The following is a 19,559-nucleotide window of genomic DNA, read 5'->3' as shown; positions in this document are numbered from 1 at the left end:
CTTTCGCTACGCTCTCTTCACGGCAACGTCGCTGATATCACTGTTCATAAATATGGATTACTTAGGACTCCCTGTGATACAAATAATTGAATACGTCCCGATTGCAGAAACACCAAGTACACCTTTATAAACTGTCTCTGCCGATGATTGTACTTTATTTTCCACGTTCCATAAACCAATATATTCGCCCCATTCACCAAATAGTGTATTTAATGATACCTTTTCTCCTTCAAAAAATTGCCCCTTGGATCTATATTTTGATAAGTGGCGTGGATCTGGTGTAATATAAATGTCAGGCTCTTTCGGAAGTTTGCGGCAGTTTTCCATCGAGGGAGATGATATTATTCTGTTGCCATTGTTTACTATAGATCCTACGCCATGTCTAATAAACCATTTATTGATTCTAAACTGGTAAAGTACTTTACTGTGATTTCTATCTGCATAGAGAACAAATGTTGACCATGTAAATTTCTTATCCACCGTTGTTATAACCGTTACCGGCTTCCCATTTACAACTATAAGCTTTTCCTGAACTTTAGGGCCATTTAATGTTATTTTTACTACAAATTTTCTCTCCGGTGATAAAGTTAGATATACGCCTTCCCCCTTTACTGCATTAACATTTGTGCCATTAACTGCAATCACCTCTTCTGAACTAATATCACTTAAATATAAATAATAACTCAATCCATCACCACCTGTTGTAGGAAAATTTTTATTTATATCTGATGTAACATCAAATGAGTGTCCTCCATTTAAGCCTTGTGTTCTTAACGCCCTAGCTTGAGATGCGGGTAATATGTAATAAGTATGGCTTGCTCCCTGAAAATTGCTTATATCACTTGATTGTGGAAGTCCATAACGCGTTGATAAACGTCCACTTGTAGACGAAATGGTAACTTTATAGGGCGAATCGGTAGTTGACAAAGATGCATCTTGATTATTTTTAACCCAATTAGTTATATCGTTATTATTAACGTCACTCCACTTCACATTTAAGGTGCCCGATGAACTAATTCCTATATCTCCATCAATATCATTAAAATAATTATTGCTTGCGATAACGCTACTTAAACTAATACTAGGATAATTATTAAACGGTATAATTGTTTGGATATCCTTTACTTTAGTAATCGACTCAGGTAACGCTATCGGATTGTTGCTGCTTGAACGGTCTTGATAAGGCTCATAAACCGTACCATTTGATAATCTAAGCCAAAGCAGTGGCTCTGCAGTAGAAGCGCGATTTATTCCATCAAAAGAGAGATACGGGCCATTTCCATGAATTGCATTGGCCGTACTGGCATTTAATGCATATGCCGAATTAATTGAAAGGATTAATAAACTAGATATAGCTAATATGGTTAAAAATGTTGGTTTTAAACACAAAAAGTTAAGACTTAACTGTAAGTTAAGTGAATAAGTTTTAGCGGTAATGATTTCTTTAACGGAAATAAAGAATCGTTGACTTGCAATTGGATGATTTATGCAAGCTTGACTTAATAATCCCTTTAATAACCCTAATTTATGGCTGGCTGGCTGGCTGGCTGGCTGGCTGGCTGGCTGGCTGGCTGGCTGGCTGGCTGGCTGGCTGGCTGGCTGGCCTCTAAACAACTGTATTTTAACATTTTTTCAATCCTTTGTCACGAAATCCGATTGTTTCATTTCAATAAAAATTTAATTTTTTGACTGTTTAAGTATAAGTAAATTGCGTAATTTCCGCAATTGCTAGCTTTTTAAAAATTGTAAAGATTAGTAAGGAAAATCAGGGCATTACTGTTATTAATTGATCTTGATATTTTTCGGGCCATTCATAAAGATCATTATTATTTAATGATGATCTTATAAAATCTTAAAATTCAATAAAATCATGGTAACAAGCAGCCTCGTTATGCAAATATTTTTATTAAAATAGATTAATAACTCAATCTTCAATCTTCAATCTTTAATCTTTAATCTTTAATCTTTAATCTTTAATAATGGTGTTTTGAGATTTTTGATAAAGGCTAAATCAACTTCAACAAGATAGCTAATTGATTAACAACTACTTAAATAATTAATTTGTTGACCTACTAAAATAAAATTAAAACTAAAACACTGCATATTTTATCCTAATGTTGTATATTTTTTAGTCGATAGCTCCGACGCCTGCCTTCCGCGCGTCTTCAAACGCGCTCGGCTGGCTTTTGCCGTTACTTTCGCTACGCTCTCTTCACGGCAACATCGCTGATAGCCCCCTAAATAGATCCTTATGATAATCGCACTCTAACTCTGCACAAAATGACGTTAATAGCCCATTTGGCTGGCGCTTAATCAACTTATTGTAATAGGAATCCACAATTTGCTATCCAATCATTAACATACTTTGGTTGTAAAAATCTTACTTTTAATTTATGGCCTATAATGCAGTTACAATAAAGCTACCCTCATTGTAAACGTGTAAAAATACAATTTATTTATTATTACAATATTTCCTTATATTGAGATTGTAAGACTAATATTTTACTAATAGCTATTTAAAATCTCACATATAAATCCCAATACATTGGATAATATTTTAATTTAATTGTTAAACTTCTTATTATTAAGGTGAAACACAAGCTAAATAAGAAACCTTAGGTCCTGATAGGACAGAACCATTATAAATATTAACCGACGGAATTTGTATATTTTTATCATCGTTGATTCCCGGTAATGGATCTGCAATCCCATAAGCTTCATGTACCCAATCACTATCAGGATAATTACGAGTATGCGAGAAACTATTGTTATATAAAGAACCCCATTCATTGATTATTCCTCTGACCCATTCACCATCTTTACGGTAACTTAACTGACGAAGAGCATTATTGTTTGTTGGAGGTATAGCATGCCATTTTTCTTTAAAAACATCATAGGTCAAATCATACATTCCCGTTAACCGATAACCTTTACCTAATCGACGACACTCTTCTTCAGCTTTCGCTTGAGTGGTCGATAAATCTCCATCTATAAGAATATTTTGATAGACAATATCGGTAGGAATATACCAACGCATCAATTTAAATTCATAAAGTATTTTACTTTTTCTACTATCGGCATATAACCTAAATGTAGAAGGACTAAAACTCTTATCATTAGACGTTGCTCGAGGACCATTTAAGGTTATTTTTAATGCTTTTTGTGGTACACCATATAATGGGGCTTGATAAGGGTACATTATTGCATTATTAAATAGAAAAGAGCTATCATGCTCCCATAGAGTTATACCTGTACTTAAGCTTAATCTGACATTGCCACCTTCTACAGCGCTTATGCTACTGCCATTGGCCGCGATCACCGCTTCTGGACTTATTCCTGCCAATAACAAATAAAAATATAATCCATTAGACCCTGTACTTGGAAAATTATTTTTATAAATCGAACTTTCACCATCATAATTACCACTATTACGTGCGCCATTAATCCTAAATCCTTTACTTGGATAACCTCTATAATTCCAAGAAATAATGGCCGAATCCCAGCCAGATCCATCAAAAAACATACCCACTCCAGTAGTGCCATCATCATATAATGGGCTAGGTTGAGCATAACAGACATGAGGTTCAACTTTAGGATTTATATAATAATTATGGCTACCGCCCATAAAACTACTTTTATTTGGCTCTCCATATAGGGTATTTAATTCAACGTTACTTGCTGTTAAGGTTAATTTATATGGACTATCACATTCAATAAATTTACTATAGGCATTGTTTTTAACTGTGTCGGTAACATCAATACCATTAATATTTTCCCATTTAACGCCTATATCACCACTCGCTGTTGCGATAACTTCACCGGTTACATCATCATAACCATCGCCATCATCATCACCAAAATAGTTATACGGTGCTTTCAGTAAATCAATAATATTTACTCTAGGATAACTACTATTACCTGCTGCCGGTAACGGAACGATAGTTTGGATACTCGCATAAGTATCGTCTTGACTCGGTAACTCGATTGGAGTTACTAGACTGGATTCATCATTTGAAGCATTGATGACTGTTCCATCGGATAAAGTTATACCCAACAAACTTTCCGTACTATCTGCTTTTGTCATACCTCCATCATTGGTAAGATAAGGAGCACTACCATTAATTACATTAACCGTACTGGTATTTAATGCATATGTCGAATTAATTGAAAGGGTTAATAAACTATTTATAACCAATACATTTATTAGCATCGGTTTTAAACAAAAAAAAGGTTTTATAAAATTGACTCTAAAAAACAAGAGGTTAACAGTAAATAAATCTTTAAAAGAAAAAAATGAATGTTGATGCTGAGGCAAATATATTGCTAACATTGCAGCAATTAATCGGTTAAATAATCCCAATTTATGGTTAGTTACTAAACAACTACTTGATAACATATATCAATCCTTTGTAAAAGTATTGTGTTTTTATTGCGAAAAATCAATTTTATAAGAAAAGTGTAAATAATATCATTAACCATATCAAATTTTATAATATTAAATTTTGTCAAATAATGTAAAGAAAAGTTGAACTAAAACGCTTTGATTTTATGTTACAAATTTGAAAAAATTTTTAGCTGACTTTTATAAATACTAAAATATTGTTAATTTTAGTTACTGTCGCGAAAAAAATTTTTATCATAGTTAATTAATAAGTTAATATTAAACTATAAAAAATACTTTTTTAGGCTGTTAATACAGCACAAATCGATGCTAATTCTGAAAATTAACCATTTAGTCGCTAATAAGATTATTGATTGAGAAATAAAGTTCAGGTGGAAACTTGAGCAAAATATAGTTAACAAACCTTATTTGGCAATTACTCGCTTAATTGTTCTGTGATCACCTTGTAGCACAAATCATACGTAATCTTTCGCCTGAAAAACTACCTCGTATAACGCCCTCTTGAATAACCTCACCACCAGAAGTCATCACTCGATCCGTAATTTGCCAACTACCAACATGTTGTCCCCATTCAGAATATAGTCGACCTAATTCTCTAAATGTTTGTGATGTCGTTGGTCGATTTAAATAAAAATTACTAAATAGTCTAGGCGATGGCAAGTTATAGCCTTCATAATTACAATACTTAGGAGGTGTAGGATTATGAGTTTTTTTGGTTTCAAAACGATTTGTATTAATAAACCAAGTACCTATTCTAAATTTATACAGAACTGTTTTACGTTCTTTATCAGCATAAAGTACAAAACTTGAAATACCAAATTTCTTATCCACTTTACCCGAACCAATTATCGCCACACCTTTTTTTGTTGACCTTCCTCCACCAATTATTTTAGGTCCATTTAGTCTTATCCCTACTTCATTAATTGAATCTCTCCACAAAGATAAATTTACACCTTCGCCTGATTCGGGATATATAGTACTACCATTGATAGCTATCACTTCTTCTGGGCTGATTTTATCAAGCACTAATGTATAATTAAGTCCATCACCTCCAGTAGTTGGAAAATTATTCCATTGATTACGATTTACAGGATATTCCCATGAATCAGAGCGTGTCTTTATGGCTCGCCCATTAGCTTCAGGGGAAAAATAATAAGTATGACTAGCCCCCTGAAAATTGCTTATATCACTTGATTGTGGAAGTCCATAACGCGTTGATAAACGTCCACTTGTAGACGAAATGGTAAGTTTATAGGGTGCGTTAACAATTGATAAATATGCCTCCCGATTATTTTTAACCCAATTAGTGATGTCATTATTATTAACATCTCGCCACGTAACATTTAAGGTTCCAGATGAACTAATTCCGCTATCGCCATCAATATCATTAAAATAATTATTAGTGGCTATAATGTTACTTAAGCTAATACTAGGATAATTATTAAATGGTACAATAGTTTGGATATCCTTCACTTTCGCAACTGACTCAGGTAGCTTTATTGGATTGTTGTAATTTGAACGATCTTGATATGGCTGATAAACCAAACCGTTTGATAATCTAAGCCAAAGCAGTGGTTCGGTATTTAAGGCTCGATTTCTACCATCAAACGATAAATACGGAGCATTGCCAGTAATCACATTTACTGTTTTTACAGTTAAACACTCGGCATTTGAAAAAAGAAATAGCAACATAAACCCCAAAAGCCATGTTTTAAAAGCAAAATAAGGTTTGTAATTGTCATAACTATTAACAAAATTATTAGATCTTATTTTTAATAATTCCGATGTTATAGAATTTAATGATGTACAACACGCTATAGTGAAGATAGGATATCTTTGATGATAAAATCGCAAAAACATGACTCCTTTTGATGAAACATTCCAATTTAGTAGAAACCAATTACAATCAAAATTGATAAAAATTTGATTACTATTCTTTAAAATTACATAGTTAATTTCTATGTGCTGCAGATCAATTTTTAGAAGGTAGTAGTAAAAATATTAAATGCAAGACTATCAGTGGTTACTTTTAACTAGACAAATCCTACAACTTTATTATCAGGTCGCTTAGCGTTATTAATTGAGAAATCATACCCAACATACTTATAAATATTGTTTATAAAACAATCACTTTAACGACTTGTTTTTTTATGGATAAAAATTTAGTAATAAATAAATGTTGATAAAGAGGTGTTGATAACTTTTGATTGCTTAATTATGTAATTTTAGCTGTCTTGCCTATAAACAACTACGTCTAGCATCTTCAAACACCCGCTTATCCATTTGTTTTATTTAAATAGAAATATCTAAATTTGATAAAATCATAATTAAAGTATTTAACTATATCAAACTTTATAATGTTAAATTTTGTCAAGTTATGTAAAGTAAAGTTAACAATTGTTGGTTTATTAATGGAGGTCTGAGTAAAAATTTTTGCTAATTTAGAAAAAACAAATATATAGCAAATTTTAACCACTGATTCGCAAAAACTTTTCATTAAAATGGATTAATAATACAATGTTCAATCTTTAATAATGTCATTTTTAGACTTTTAATAAAGGCTAAATCAACTTCAGCAGGCTCGCTATCCGGTTGCCAAATACTTGATTAATTGATTTGTTGATGATGTAAGGTAAGATTAAAACACTGCATATCTTGTTCTAACATTGTATGTTTTTTTATTGTGAAAATCTTACTTTTAATTCATGCCTATAATGTTGTAACAATAAAACTACCCTCATTATAAACGCGTAAAAAAATAAACCTCCTTTATATAACAATATCCCCTTATATTAAGATTGTAAGATTAATGTTTTAAGAGTATCTATTTAAAATCTCACATATAAATCTCAATACAATGGATAATATTTTAATTTAATTGTTAAACTTCTTATAGCTGTTAAGGAGAAACACAAGCTATATAATAAGGTGTTAAGCTACCGAGGGACTCAGCCTCCCCACCTTCCGCCAATACATTCCATGAAGGTACTTTACGCTTCTCTTTCCAAGATTTAACTTCCTTAATTACTGTAGTGGCAATCAAATAATTAGAATGTAACCAATCACTATCAGGATAATTGCGACACCTCGAACGACTATTGTTATATAAACATCCCCACTCATTAATTATTCCACTGACCCATTCGCCATCTTTACGGTAACTTAACTGACGAAGAGCAGAGCCTACTATAGGACCAAAAGTTGCTTTCATCTCCCAATAGACGTCATAGGTCAAATCATACATTTCGGTTAACCGATAACCTTTACCTAAACGACGACACTCTTCTTGACCTTTTGCTTGATACATCGGTACATTTTCTTCAGTAATAACATTTTGATAGACTATATCGGTAGGAATATACCAACGCATCAACTTAAATTCATAAAGTATTTTACTTTTTCCACTATCGGCATACAGCCTAAATGTCGAAGGACTAAAACTCTTATCATTAGACGTTGCACGAGGACCATTTAAGGTTATCTTTAATCCTTTTTGTGGGACACCATATAATGGGGATAGATAAGGGAACATTGTTGAAAAATCATCCAGCACACCGCTTCGATGATCCCAGAGAGTTATTCCCGTACTTAAGCTTAAGCTGACATTGCCACCTTCTACAGCACTTATGTTACTGCCATTGGCTGTAATCACTGCTTCTGGACTTATTCCTGCCAATAACAAATAAAAATATAATCCATTAGACCCTGTACTTGGAAAATTATTTTTATAAACCGAACTTTTACCATCATAATTACCACTATTACGTGCGCCATTAATCTTAAATCCTTTACTTGGATAACCTCTATAATCCCAGTCAATCGTACTCGAATCCCAGCCAGGCCCATCAAGCAAATCCATATTACCTGCGTATAATTGAGAACCATCATCAAATAATGGACTTGGTTGGGCATAACAGACATGGGGTTCGACTTTAGGATTTATATAATAACTATGGCTACCGCCCATAAAACTACTTTTGTTCGGCGCACCATATAGGGTATTTAATTCTCCATTACTTGCGGTTATGGTTAATTTATAAGGACTATCACATTCAATAAACTTACTATGGGCATTGTTTTTAACTGTGTCGGTCACATCAATACCATTAATATTTTCCCATTTAACGCCAATATCACCACTCGCTGTTGCGATAACTTCACCGGTTACATCATCATAACCATCGCCATCATCATCACCAAAATAGTTATATGGAGCGGTGAGTAAATCAGTTATTTTCACTTTAGGGTAATTACTATTACCTGACTGTGGTAACGGAACGATGGTTTGAATACTCGCATAAGTATCGCCTTGATTAGGTAACTCGATTGGAGTTACTAAACTGGATTCATCATTTGAAGGATTAATTACTGTACCATCAGATAAAGTGATCCCCAATAAACTTTCCGTACTATCCGCTTTAGTTATGCCTCCGTCATAAGTAAGATATGGTGCTCCTCCATGAATTGCATTAGCTGTAGTTATATTTAAAGCATATGTGAAATTAACGGGAATGGTTAATAAACTATTTATGACCAATACACTTATTAGCATCGGTTTTAAACAAAAAAATGGGTTTATCAAATTGACTCCAAAAGACAAGAATTTAACAGTAAATAAAACTTTAAAAGAAAAAAATGAATGTTGATGCTGAGATAAATATATTGCTAACACTTGAAAAATTAATCAGTTAAATAATCTTCATTTATGGTTAATTACAGAACAACTAGCCAGTAAGACACATCAATTCATTTAAAATTAAAATATTGTTTTATATTAAAAAATAAATAATTTTTTGATAAAAGTATAGTTTAAACCGTTAATTATATCAAATTTTGTAATGTTAAATTTTGTCAAGATATGTAAAGTAAAATTAACAATTGTTGGTTTATTGATGAAAGTCTAAGTAAAAGTTTTTGCTAATTTATAAAAAAATATATATGGCAAGTTTTAACCACTGATTCGCATAGATTTTTTATTATAACTAATCAATTACTGTTATAAATTTACATAATCATATAGTTACAATGGTAGTCTACAATAAACTATTTATTATTATTTATTAACTTAGTCAGTTAAATTTAGATAGAAAATTTAAAATAAGCCAGAATTAAATAGAGTCATAAATATTGGCATTATTAACGTTAATAAAAAACCTTGAACGATTGCTGGTGGTACAATACTAACCCCTGCTCCTTTTTGTAGCATAGGTAAGGTAAAATCCATTGAGGTTGCACCACATAAACCTAGTGCTGTAAGTTTATATCGTTTGATTAAGGTAGGAATTAAGATAATGGCACATAATTCTCGTAGAATGTCATTTAAGAAAGTAGCACTACCAATGATTGGACCATGAGCTTCGGTCATTAATATTCCCGATAACGAATACCAACCAAATCCTGATGACATTGCCAACCCTACTCGCACTGGTTGTGCCAATATGAAGGCGGCAATAATACCACCTAAAAAGGTACTTAGAATGACAATAATGGTAGTAGCAATACCCACTTTATTCAATAAAATCTGTTTTAACGAAATATTATTACTACGCAACTGAATACCAATAAGTAATAGTAAAAATACTAAAACCACTTTGGTAATATCTTCACTATATTGCCAAATAAACAGAGGAAAAAGTCCTGCAACAAATCCTGCTATCAATGCAATACAGACCCGCAAAGATTCCAAGATCATTTTAAATCGTGATTGATAAGTTGCATTACTATGTGAAGTACGCCATGGTAAAAAAAGATCAACAATAGCTAAAAAAATAAAATTACCGCCAAAAGTACAGATAAAAATAATACCAGTATAAAATAAGATAATTTTTAAATTAGCAGCGAGATTATCTAAATGAGCTAGTTCGGTTCCCATTATAAATAATATAAAATAGACCATCCAACTTAAGATCTGATTAATCTTGGTTATCCACTTTTGCTCTTTGAATTTAATCAAATAACCTAAACATAACGGTACTAAAGCAATAAGAATACCAAAATACATATTTCATTCCTTAATTATCATTTTTATATTAAAAGTATCAGATAGATTTGGGTCTTGTTTAAGATCGCTTGCAATATAATGCAAGCGATAGATTAAAAGATTATTTTAATGATGCTAATTGTGTTTCAATATTGTTCTTGAGCTCATCTAATAATGCATAACGATTGCGATACTCAGAACGCTTTTTACTGGCAACTTCTTCCAGTGATTTGCGGTTAATCTGGTTTGGCAATATAAATAACGATCTTGAATCTTGCTTACCATCAATAGTTAACCAAAAATCATCATAATCAGATAAGATTCTTTCTTGTCGGCTATTATAACGCCAGTTGTTGTAGACATGAGTTTTATTGCCCACCGCAATAATTTGTTCAAGTTGAAAATAACCAGCAATAATTAACGCAGCCTCAACTGCAATACGTTTAGGAAAAAGCCCATAGCACTGTTTTGTTGCCTGTTGTACTCGGGTTCGAGCTTCATGATGCCCTGTTCCTTGTAAGCCGGAAATAAAAAGTGTCGACTTTTGTTGATATTGCGCGATAGTAAAAGTTAACGTCGCTAAGTCAATGCCATCATTGTCATAAAAATAGAGGCTGAGTTCCCCTTCCCGAGCATATTTATTACGTGCTTGAATCGCAATTTTTATATTGGCGTCATTTTTTGCCCTAATACTGGCTAATTCAAAGGGAATATCTAAGTTATAGAAGGCTTTTGTCATGCTATCAGGACGATTAGCTAAAAAATCATAATGATAAGCTAATGCCTCGTACCGTTCTTGTTGGCTCAAACATGAAGCTAAATAAGGTCGTTGTAGTTTACAAGGTAAATTAGTTTGGCATGATAAATAGTAACCAAGTAACTTGTATTGTCTTAATTTGTCTAATAGTTTAAGCGTAATAGGACTTAAAAATAGAGTTCGAAAAAAAAATTTATAACGATAAGTCGGTTTAAGCCATAATTCGTTAAGTGGTAATTTACCTGAACAAAGCCAGTTAAAAAGTTGCCATTTACTTTTAGGCTGGGACATATTCGTAATATTATTCATAAGCAGAAAAAAGTATTCGTATTGGTTAATATATAAAAGAGTTATATGTGGTTAAATTATAAATTATCAATTAGATATTTATGATTATTTTCAAATTTAAGGCACCATTTCAACGTAAGTGCCTAAGAGTACAACACAACCCAAAGCAACGCAACCCTTATGGTGTTATGTCATCGCTTAAGCAATAAAAAACGGTGAACTAAGTCACCGTTTTATTAAATAACATCGTTTATAAAAACGAATTATTGACCTTTAACTTCCTTTAAACCGTTAAATGGTGCTTTTGAACCTAAAGCTTCTTCAATACGGATTAATTGGTTGTATTTAGCAACACGGTCAGAACGGCTCATTGAACCAGTTTTGATTTGACCAGCAGCTAAACCAACAGCTAAATCAGCAATAGTTGAATCTTCAGTTTCACCTGAACGGTGAGAGATAACCGCAGTATAACCTGCATCTTTGGCCATTTTAACAGCTGCGATAGATTCAGTTAAAGTACCAATTTGGTTAACTTTAACTAGGATTGAGTTAGCGATACCTTTCTCGATACCTTGTTTGAAGATTTTAGTGTTAGTTACAAATAGATCATCACCAACTAATTGAATTTTGTCACCTAATGCTTTAGTTTGGTATGCCCAACCTTCCCAATCGCTTTCGTCTAAACCATCTTCGATAGATACGATTGGATATTGTTCAGTTAAACCTTCTAGATAGTGAGTAAATTCTTGAGCAGTGAACTCTTTATTACCTTCACCTTTTAATACGTATTTACCCGTTTCTTTGTTATAGAATTCAGAAGCTGCACAGTCCATCGCTAAAGTAATGTCTTTACCTAATACATAACCAGCTTTTTCAACTGCTTCTTTGATGCAAGCTAATGCTTCAGCATTTGAACCTAAGTTAGGAGCAAAACCACCTTCATCACCAACAGCAGTGTTCATACCTTTATCATGAAGAACTTTTGCTAAGTTGTGGAATACTTCAGAACCCATACGGATTGCTTCACGAACAGTTTTAGCACCAACTGGTTGAATCATAAATTCTTGTAAGTCGATGTTATTATCAGCGTGTTCACCACCATTGATGATGTTCATCATTGGTAATGGCATAGAGTATTGACCTGGAGTACCATTAAGATCAGCGATATGTTGATAAAGTGGTACACCTTTAGCTGCAGCTGCAGCTTTAGCTGTAGCTAAAGATACAGCTAGAATTGAGTTAGCACCTAAGTTTGATTTGAAATCAGTACCGTCTAAGTCAAGCATGACTTGGTCGATAGCTGCTTGATCTAACGCATCTTTACCAACAACTGCTTTAGCAATTGGGCCATTTACGTTTTCAACAGCTTTAAGTACGCCTTTACCTAAAAAGCGAGATTTGTCACCATCACGAAGTTCTAATGCTTCACGTGAACCTGTTGATGCTCCTGATGGAACGATTGCAAGACCAACGAAACCACCTTCTAAATGAACTTCAGCTTCAACAGTTGGGTTACCACGAGAGTCGATGACTTCACGACCATGTACTTTAACGATTTTTGCCATGTTATTTTCCTCTATATGACAGATATGTAACTATAATGTAAATATAAACTATTTTTGCTGCTGATCTTGATGATCTTTGGCAGCTTTAATAAAACTACTAAATAATGGATGTCCATCACGTGGTGTTGAAGTGAATTCCGGATGGAATTGACACGCAACAAACCATGGATGATCAGGAATTTCAATGATTTCTACTAGTTTTTTATCAGTTGATAATCCTGTTACTTTTAATCCAGCTTTAACCACTTCTGGTAATAAATTGTTGTTAACTTCATAACGATGGCGATGACGTTCGGTAATCGATTCTTTTTTGTACATACCTGCAACTAATGAACTAGGCTCTAAATGACAAATTTGTGAACCTAAACGCATAGTACCACCTAGATCACTATCTTCACTGCGCTGAACCACTTTTCCTGATTCATCGCTCCATTCAGTAATTAATGCGATTACTGGGTTTGCGCAATCTTTAACAAACTCTGTTGAATTAGCATCTTTGATGCCGGCAACATTACGAGCATATTCAATTAATGCTACTTGTAAACCAAGACAAATACCTAAGTAAGGGATCTTGTTTTCACGAGCATAACGTGCAGCCATAATTTTACCTTCAACTCCACGATAGCCAAAGCCACCAGGAATTAATATTGCATCTAAATCTTGTAATAATTCAGTGCCTCGTGATTCAAGATCTTCTGAATCAATATAACGAATATGTACAGTTAAACGATTCTTTAAACCACCATGTTTTAATGCTTCATTAACTGATTTATAAGCATCAGGTAACGCAATATATTTACCAACCATACCAATGGTCACTTCACCAACTGGGTTGGCTTCTTCATAAATCACTTGTTCCCATTCAGATAGATCCGCTTCTTTACATTCAAGATGGAAGCGATTGCAAACAAAAGTATCTAAATTTTGTGATTTTAATAATGCAGGGATCTTATAAATAGAATCAACATCTTTAAGTGAAATCACCGCACGCTCAGGCACATTACAAAATAGCGCAATTTTAGCTCTTTCATTGGCTGGAATAATGCGATCTGAACGACAAATTAAGACATCCGGTTGAATACCAATTGATAATAACTCTTTCACTGAGTGTTGCGTTGGTTTAGTTTTAACTTCACCAGATGATGCAAGGTAAGGAACTAAAGTTAAATGCATAAACAAAGTATGTTCACGACCAACATCTACCGCTAATTGGCGAATAGCTTCCAAAAATGGTAATGATTCAATATCACCAACAGTACCACCGACTTCAACGATAGCGACATCGTAACCTTTTGCACCATCAATAACACGATCTTTAATCGCATTAGTAATATGAGGGATAACTTGAACTGTTGCGCCTAAATAATCACCACGACGTTCTTTTCGCAAAACATCAGAATAAATACGTCCAGTGGTAAAATTGTTTTTTCGGCTCATTTTGGTGCGAATAAAACGCTCATAATGCCCCAAATCAAGATCGGTTTCGGCACCGTCTTCAGTCACAAAAACTTCACCATGTTGAATTGGACTCATTGTTCCCGGATCGACGTTGATGTAGGGATCAAGTTTTAGCATGGTGACTTTTAAATTGCGGGCTTCTAAAATTGCAGCTAAAGATGCTGCGGCAATGCCTTTACCTAAAGAAGAAACGACACCGCCTGTTACAAAAATATAATTCGTGACCATTAATACCAGACCATTATTAATTTAGTTGAACAATATAACATAAGTTTAAACCATAAAAACTAATGCAATATATGATGAATCAGACGGGAAAATAGTATAACAGAATATGGCTTAGCTCACAATTGAATAATTATGTTTAATCGATAAGTTACTCTCTTCGCCTACTAATTTGGTATCTATTATTTCAGTAACCTATCTAATATTAATCCCCAACCATTGAATGGTTTTTTAAAATTTTATCACTATAATTAGAAATAATTTTTTCAAGTCGTAATTGATTGGCAGCTTTTTTCCAAATAAACAAAGTACAATTAATTAAGGTGATTAAGATAACAAATAGAAACACAAAATTGTTGATCAAAATCGGTGATAAAAATGAAAACAACTGATTTTTATCAATACTATAGATAGGATCTGTTGAAATAGTTAGTTTTGAAACTGTTCCATTATGGTAACTCACATTAGTGACTACACCTGTAATTTTTAAGTGAGCATTATTTCCCATTAAAATACCATTATAATAATCAAGTTGTTCTTTGAAAATTTCATTATTATATTTGTAATTATAATTTTTATCATAGAGTGGGATCAATTTAGTAAATTGTAAACTAAGGTTATTTTCATCATTTTGCAGCATTGCTACTTTTTCTTTAGCATCAAAGATAAAATGTTTAAGAATATTTTTTCGATATTGAGCAATTAGTTGGACAATATTTTGCGCCGAGTTTAAATTTACTATTTTTTGAATGTTGTAATGCGATTTCGCATAAGCCACCACGTCAGACCAATTGTTTAAATCAACACCACTTATCTCTGACAGTAAATTGGCTAGACTGTTTTTAATTTGGTCACAAGGTTCAAGGTTTAGATGTTTACAACTGTCATCAAAGGTTGGAATAGCTGTCTCAATATTATAGATTTTTATCAATTCAACTATATTTTTGTTTTTCGTGTATTGTTTGTATTTTGGATTATTCCTATATTTGGAGTCATTCTCTAAACGCTGATTTAAATATTTGTTGGCTAACGCAGTCATTACAATAACTTCTGAATCTTTTGTCATTCTTAAAATATTGCTATCATAAATCGCTTGTGTTGATTGAGGCCATGAAGAAAAAAGATTAAGTTTTGTACTGCCTATTGGATTGGTATTAACAAATATTTTATTACATTGAGAATGATCTTCATTTTCATTTTGAATATCACACGAGACACTTGATAAATCGAGATTAACCCGATCCATAAATTGAATGGCTATTTTCTTTAAGTTAGTTTTATCATCAATGTTCCAAATAGTGGCTTGTGAGGTTAATTGCTGATAGCTAAAATCAAATTTTTCACCGGCATTGGTAAAATAGTAAATTAATACAACCAATATTAATCCTGTAATAGCCAATTTAACATTATGCTTGATAAATTTTGGTGCACCATAATTTTCCACTTCTTCACTTATTGATAAATAGCCGCCATAACTGAGTAATTTTCGAGAATTAATGTCAACCTCCATATCAATTGGAGTTTCACTTTTATTTGATATGAACATTCTCCAGTGTTCGGGAGTGTTAACATAAAAGTATGATTCAATACCCAATTTTTGCGCTTTGATATGGTTGACATATTCAGTAGGTATTTCTCGTTTTATATGCGATACTATCATAGCTAATATAAAGCATATGATTGAGAAAAATGCCAACAATAGCGATTGAAAATGCTCTAAAACCAATAACCCCATCACACCTAATACAAACAAAAAAATCATTAATTTTCCGGAGTTACTTTGGTCTTCCATTGCAATTTCAAATTGATTTTTTTCTCTTTTGTTAACAATCTCAAAAGGCGGTGTCTTTTCTGATTCTTCTGTTAGAAGTTGGGTAATGGTTTCATTTGACTTTTCAGCGCTACTCAAACCAATAGGTTTCAAATTGCCGGTCTGCCAATAATCTTCAATTTGCCCCTCTTTTCGACCAGATAGATTTAGACCTGCTTCCAATAACTCACAAGTGTTTATTTTAACGACAATGGCATAACTTTTAGTAAACACAACTTCAGCGGTATTGATATAGTCAGACTTATTTTTAGGTAGTTCGCTATCAAAACTATCACGAAGACCTAAAATACGGTAAGACATATTGTAAGGAAAGAATAACCGTATATAACCCATCTTGTAATAGTAATTATTATTTTGTTTATCTGGATAATCTTTTTCAATATACGCTTTAATTCTCATGACATCATAATTGATTAATGAACTTTGCCATTGATAAGGAGGAGGAATATGATCTTCATTATCAAGATAAGGTTGAAGAAGAAGAATTTCTTCTTCAGTTAACTGTCGAATAGCATTTTCACGAATAAAAGGATCAATTTCGGCTTGCTTTTTTTGGGAAAGTTTATCTAGTTCTTTTTGAGTCAAGATACCTATGCGTAGCACCAAGAAAGCAAGAGCTGGAATAACGATAAAACAGATAATATTTGCTAACATACTATTGATATCTTCTTAATTTAAGACCTTTTAATAAAGATTAATACCTAAATTAACCTATCTTGATAATATTTAATAATTTCTTTAGAACGATTTCGATTAATTCTCGTTTTCTGAACTAGTTTTACAGCATTAATCGTAGCGATTAAAGTCATCATGACAAACATAATAACATTAATAATAATCAATAAATTTGATGATAACTGTTGATTTTCGTCCAAATTATAATGATGATTTGCGTTCACTTTCAGACCAGAAATACTCTGTGTTTCAAGATTATGTCTATCAGAATTTTCAACCTTGTGATAAAGAATATCACTTACCGAACCAACGATATTAATATTCGCAGGGATATTATTGTTTAAAATAGCAAAATAATAATTAATATAACCATTTTCATCGAATCTCATCGATTTACTCATTACTAATGGAGCCATGTCAACATAGCTTTGATTGGTTAATGTAATTTTTACACCGTTGTCAGATTGATATTTAGAAATGACATTCACCAATTCACTTTGAAGTTCTGATTTAAATGGTTCAAGCGCCTGTTTGAGGCTATGCATTCTGCGGGTTTCGACTATTTCACTAAAATCAGGATTTTTTGTAGACTCAGTCAATAAATCATCCCATGTAATATTTGCCTTGCTCCTACTGGTATCAAACAAATGAGTCAGATTGTATTTGACATTGTCACATTCTTTAACCGGTAAAATCTTACAAACCTTATCAATATCAATTACCATTTGACCAATACTTTCTATTTTAGAAAATGAATTTTTAACATAACGTCCATCATTTGAACTGCGGTTAAGCATATCAACATATAGGCTTTGTACATTTTGAAAACGCAACATTTCCGTATCGACCACGTCATCAACAAATTTTGTATCAAAAATATGTTTTAATGAACCTTCGATGGCCATGACATTATTTTCCTTCAAAGCCATTGGTTCATTATTGATAAAGAAGTTATGACATTGATAGTCTTCGTTTAAATCATTGACATCACATGACGTATTATTGATGGTGATATTCACCATGTCACCCGGCTTGATATCACTATTTTTTAAAGTGGTGAAATCTTTAATTTGCAGATTTTCAGATTGTTGACTGTAATATTGATAAGCAAAATAACCATTATTAACTGGATCAGTATAATAATAGAGAATAGCAGATAGAATTCCGCCAATCACGAATAAAATCTTATTTCTTGAAACTAGCTTTGGTGGTCCAAATTGCTCTACTTCATTATTAATGGATAAAGTCTGACCATAGCGAAGTAATTTTTTATTATCATTACTGATAACCATTTCAGTCGCGAGATCTGAAGTCTCAGGAATAAAATTTAACCAATACTTGGGATATTCTAAAACCATGAGATTTCCTACCTCTATGGAACAAGTGTTAGGATCTTTATCATAAATTTTTGCTTTAACGACGGATACTTGCTGTGGGTTTAAATAATCTTTAGGTTTATACCAAGCAAAAAAGGCAGCTGCGCCGAGACAAATTAATATTAAAATAGATATCTGATCATTTTCTCCCAACCATGAGCGTATCAAGAGAACCGTAGCTAAAATTAAGCAAAGCGATGTCAACCAACCAAGGCTATGTTTACGACGTATAGCAGCTTCAAATTGAGTTTCTTCTCGTTGATAGAGGAGTTTATAGTAATTTTTTGATGCTTCTAAATAAGCCTGATTATTATCTAGATTTTTACTATCATTATAAATGCTGAGTGATTCAACATCAGAAGAATTAATACCATCTTGACGATGGGTAGTATTGTGTTCTTCAAAGAATTCATTGTCAAAAATCTTTTCTTTAGATTTAGTTTGCTTTACATCTCTAAATAAATATTCCTCATTTGGATCATAATTTTCAAATGCTGTTTTGATATCATAATCATTTACTTTAATAACGATCCCATAATGTTTGGTAAATACAACTTCAAAAATATTTGATCCATCAATATACATATCCATATTATATGGAAAGAATATTTCAATATTATCGACATCATAATAATAGGCGATTTCTTCTGTGTTGCTATAAAGACTTTTACGAGTACAAGTACCAAGTAAATACGATACTTTGTTATCAATCAAGGATGATTGAAAATTATAAGGATAAACTGCTAATTTACTAGTTAGAAAGGGTTGTAACAGTTCTAGTTCTTCATCGGTTAAATCTCTTATTCGTTCACGTTGTCTTATATGATCATTTAAAACGTTCTTATTGATACTACGATCACTTTTATAAAGAAACCAACTAATTAATCCAAAAATTAAGATACCTATTTTAAAAACTAAATACAAATCCATTGTTATTCCACAAGCTGAAATTATTGATTATTTTTATAACAAAAAATGAAAATTTAATCCTGTCGTTATTAA

The 19,559-nt window shown here is 32.5% G+C and carries 10 protein-coding genes; all 10 read right to left on the bottom strand.

Annotated elements, in window-relative coordinates; translation table 11 throughout:
• Nucleotides 1-57: 57 nt before the first annotated feature.
• Nucleotides 58-1,614, bottom strand: coding sequence for a PT domain-containing protein (locus RAM17_RS05745; protein WP_110448144.1), 1,557 nt, complete (start codon nucleotides 1,612-1,614; stop codon nucleotides 58-60).
• 970 nt (nucleotides 1,615-2,584) lie between these two features.
• Complete coding sequence (locus RAM17_RS05740; protein ID WP_110448145.1) at nucleotides 2,585-4,396, bottom strand: hypothetical protein; 1,812 nt, start codon at nucleotides 4,394-4,396, stop codon at nucleotides 2,585-2,587.
• Nucleotides 4,397-4,840: 444 nt separating this feature from the next.
• Nucleotides 4,841-6,094: a hypothetical protein gene (locus RAM17_RS05735; protein ID WP_146208334.1), complete on the bottom strand. Its 1,254-nt coding sequence runs from the start codon at nucleotides 6,092-6,094 to the stop codon at nucleotides 4,841-4,843.
• A gap of 1,207 nt (nucleotides 6,095-7,301) precedes the next feature.
• Nucleotides 7,302-8,984, bottom strand: a complete 1,683-nt coding sequence (locus RAM17_RS05730; RefSeq protein ID WP_146208335.1) for a hypothetical protein — start codon at nucleotides 8,982-8,984, stop codon at nucleotides 7,302-7,304.
• A 510-nt stretch (nucleotides 8,985-9,494) separates the two neighbouring features.
• Nucleotides 9,495-10,403 (bottom strand): lysine exporter LysO family protein, encoded by a 909-nt coding sequence (locus RAM17_RS05725; RefSeq protein ID WP_110448148.1) that lies wholly within the window; start codon nucleotides 10,401-10,403, stop codon nucleotides 9,495-9,497.
• A gap of 100 nt (nucleotides 10,404-10,503) precedes the next feature.
• Entirely contained in the window at nucleotides 10,504-11,448 is a 945-nt protein-coding gene (locus tag RAM17_RS05720; protein ID WP_110448149.1) for a VirK/YbjX family protein, read from the bottom strand.
• A gap of 242 nt (nucleotides 11,449-11,690) precedes the next feature.
• Nucleotides 11,691-12,992, bottom strand: coding sequence for a phosphopyruvate hydratase (gene eno, locus RAM17_RS05715; protein WP_110448150.1), 1,302 nt, complete (start codon nucleotides 12,990-12,992; stop codon nucleotides 11,691-11,693).
• Between the two features lie 48 nt (nucleotides 12,993-13,040).
• A complete protein-coding gene (pyrG, locus tag RAM17_RS05710) occupies nucleotides 13,041-14,678 on the bottom strand; it encodes a glutamine hydrolyzing CTP synthase (protein ID WP_110448151.1) in 1,638 nt (545 codons plus the stop codon).
• Nucleotides 14,679-14,880: 202 nt separating this feature from the next.
• A complete protein-coding gene (locus tag RAM17_RS05705; protein ID WP_110448152.1) occupies nucleotides 14,881-17,160 on the bottom strand; it encodes an IgaA/UmoB family intracellular growth attenuator in 2,280 nt (759 codons plus the stop codon).
• Nucleotides 17,161-17,207: 47 nt separating this feature from the next.
• Nucleotides 17,208-19,487, bottom strand: coding sequence for an IgaA/UmoB family intracellular growth attenuator (locus tag RAM17_RS05700; RefSeq protein ID WP_110448153.1), 2,280 nt, complete (start codon nucleotides 19,485-19,487; stop codon nucleotides 17,208-17,210).
• Nucleotides 19,488-19,559: the final 72 nt, after the last annotated feature.

Origin of the sequence: Gilliamella apis, from assembly GCF_030758615.1 — a bacterium.
In the GTDB taxonomy this organism is placed as follows: Bacteria; Pseudomonadota; Gammaproteobacteria; order Enterobacterales; family Orbaceae; genus Gilliamella; species Gilliamella apis_A.
This window is presented reverse-complemented; position numbering and strand designations above follow the sequence as displayed.

Excerpts from the sequence above, each read along its gene's own strand:
- pyrG (WP_110448151.1), bottom strand. The coding sequence starts at position 14,678 with ATGGTCACGAATTATATTTTTGTAACAGGCGGTGTCGTTTCTTCTTTA.
- RAM17_RS05725 (WP_110448148.1), bottom strand. The coding sequence starts at position 10,403 with ATGTATTTTGGTATTCTTATTGCTTTAGTACCGTTATGTTTAGGTTAT.
- RAM17_RS05700 (WP_110448153.1), bottom strand. The coding sequence starts at position 19,487 with ATGGATTTGTATTTAGTTTTTAAAATAGGTATCTTAATTTTTGGATTA.
- eno (WP_110448150.1), bottom strand. The coding sequence starts at position 12,992 with ATGGCAAAAATCGTTAAAGTACATGGTCGTGAAGTCATCGACTCTCGT.
- RAM17_RS05705 (WP_110448152.1), bottom strand. The coding sequence starts at position 17,160 with ATGTTAGCAAATATTATCTGTTTTATCGTTATTCCAGCTCTTGCTTTC.
- RAM17_RS05735 (WP_146208334.1), bottom strand. The coding sequence starts at position 6,094 with ATGTTGCTATTTCTTTTTTCAAATGCCGAGTGTTTAACTGTAAAAACA.
- RAM17_RS05720 (WP_110448149.1), bottom strand. The coding sequence starts at position 11,448 with ATGAATAATATTACGAATATGTCCCAGCCTAAAAGTAAATGGCAACTT.
- RAM17_RS05740 (WP_110448145.1), bottom strand. The coding sequence starts at position 4,396 with ATGTTATCAAGTAGTTGTTTAGTAACTAACCATAAATTGGGATTATTT.